This window comes from Microcoleus sp. B3-D2, assembly GCF_036705345.1.
GTDB lineage: Bacteria > Cyanobacteriota > Cyanobacteriia > Cyanobacteriales > Microcoleaceae > Microcoleus.
The window spans coordinates 1-1,651 of sequence record NZ_JAUBUG010000181.1; the positions used below are offsets into that span (position 1 = coordinate 1).

Sequence of the window (1,651 nt, forward strand, 5' to 3'; positions counted from 1 at the left end):
GGGGCAAAAAGGCAATTGTTCCTTGTAGTGCAAGGGTTTGAGAGATTTGAACATCCCCTCTACGGGGGGAACTTCAGCTTAGACATATAAAATTCTAAGTATTTTTACTCAAAATTGTCTCCCCTGATTCACTTTTGCCCCCTGAATCAGTGAAAGCTGCCTCTTGGGGGCCGAAATCGGGGATTTAAGCTCTCCTCTACAGATGTGGAAAACCCGCTTTTTATAGGGCTGAAAAAAAGATCGCACTTTTTCCGGATAAAACCTATTGATGATGAAAGTTAAACATCTCTAGGTAAATATGTTTAAGTAGGTGTAATTATTTACACAAAACATTCGAGCGGGGGCAATAATACCTTCAGATGCTGATTGGGCAAGCATTTTTACTTGATTTCCCTGCACGTATGAGGAAATTTTTCTTGCAGTGACCGATCGCTACAAGAAAGCCCAACCTCTGGTTTTCACTCACTTCTAATCCTTAATTACTCATCATTAACACAGAAGCTATGGCTACTTTATTCACTGGTTCTTTGGGTCAAACCAATAATTACAGCGCTCTCAATGACCTGATCGCAAAATGGCCGAATGCCGCCCAGAATCAAGGCATCAAACTGTCTGGGATAGCTTTTGATGGCGTGGAAACTGACTACCTTAACCCGAATGTCATCAGCAACCTCACCTTAGCAACCAACGAAAACCCTAAAAGCTGGTTGAGCTACGGCAGTACCGGTGGTATTGGTGTCCCATCCTCTTATGATGGTTGGTTCACCGACGCCAAGAAAATTCGGGCGGAAATCAACCATAACCCCAACACCAATCAATCTCAGGCGCTGAAGGTGAAATGGGCAGATAACCAAGACATCACTAGCACAACGATCGACCTCAGTGGATTGAGTCCCAAAACAGCTCCAGGTTTGGGCGATCAAGGCAATGAAGTTGGTTTCCTGCAAATCTTTAATAATGGGGTTCTGGTACCAGCCAGCAATTTTACGATCGCTCGCCTCAACGCTCCGATCACTCCAAAACCCTTCACTGTGTCTTCAGATGGAGTGAGTTTCATTGGTGATCGCACCGATGGCAGTTTCAAATTCAAGATAGATGCAAACCCTCTCGGCGGCGCTACTTTTGACGAACTCCGGTTCTCCACGAAAGCCTACGATAGCCCCACCGCTGCCTACGTCGCCACCCCCTTCAAAGACGATGGTTCCGACTACCTGGTGCGGAACATTGAATATCAAGGAACTGAAGATCCGATTACCCTGCAATTTAGTGCTCCTACTTTCAGCGTCAACGAAGATGGAACCACGATTGCAGCCGTAACAGTTACACGTACTGGCAGTACGACTGGTGCCGCCAGTGCCACGGTGGAATTGAGCGATGGTACTGCTATCGCCCCTGATGACTACACCAATGAGCCCATTGTGGTGAATTTTGCCGCTGGTGATTCTACACCCCAAACCATCACCATTCCGATCGCCAACGATACTGTGGTGGAGAATGAGGAAACAGTCAACTTAACTTTGACCAACCCTACAGGCGCCACGATTGGAGAGCTAAGTACCGCCACTTTGAACATCGTGGACGATGACAGCACCCTGGAATTTAGTGCTCCTACTTTCAGCGTCAACGAAGATGGAACGACGATTGCAGCCGT

The 1,651-nt window shown here is 46.9% G+C and carries 1 protein-coding gene; it reads left to right on the forward strand.

Annotation, left to right across the window (positions count from 1 at the left end; translation table 11 throughout):
* Positions 1-503: 503 nt before the first annotated feature.
* On the forward strand, positions 504-1,651 hold a 1,148-nt coding region (locus QUB14_RS28545; RefSeq protein WP_333221624.1), incomplete at its 3' end, for a Calx-beta domain-containing protein.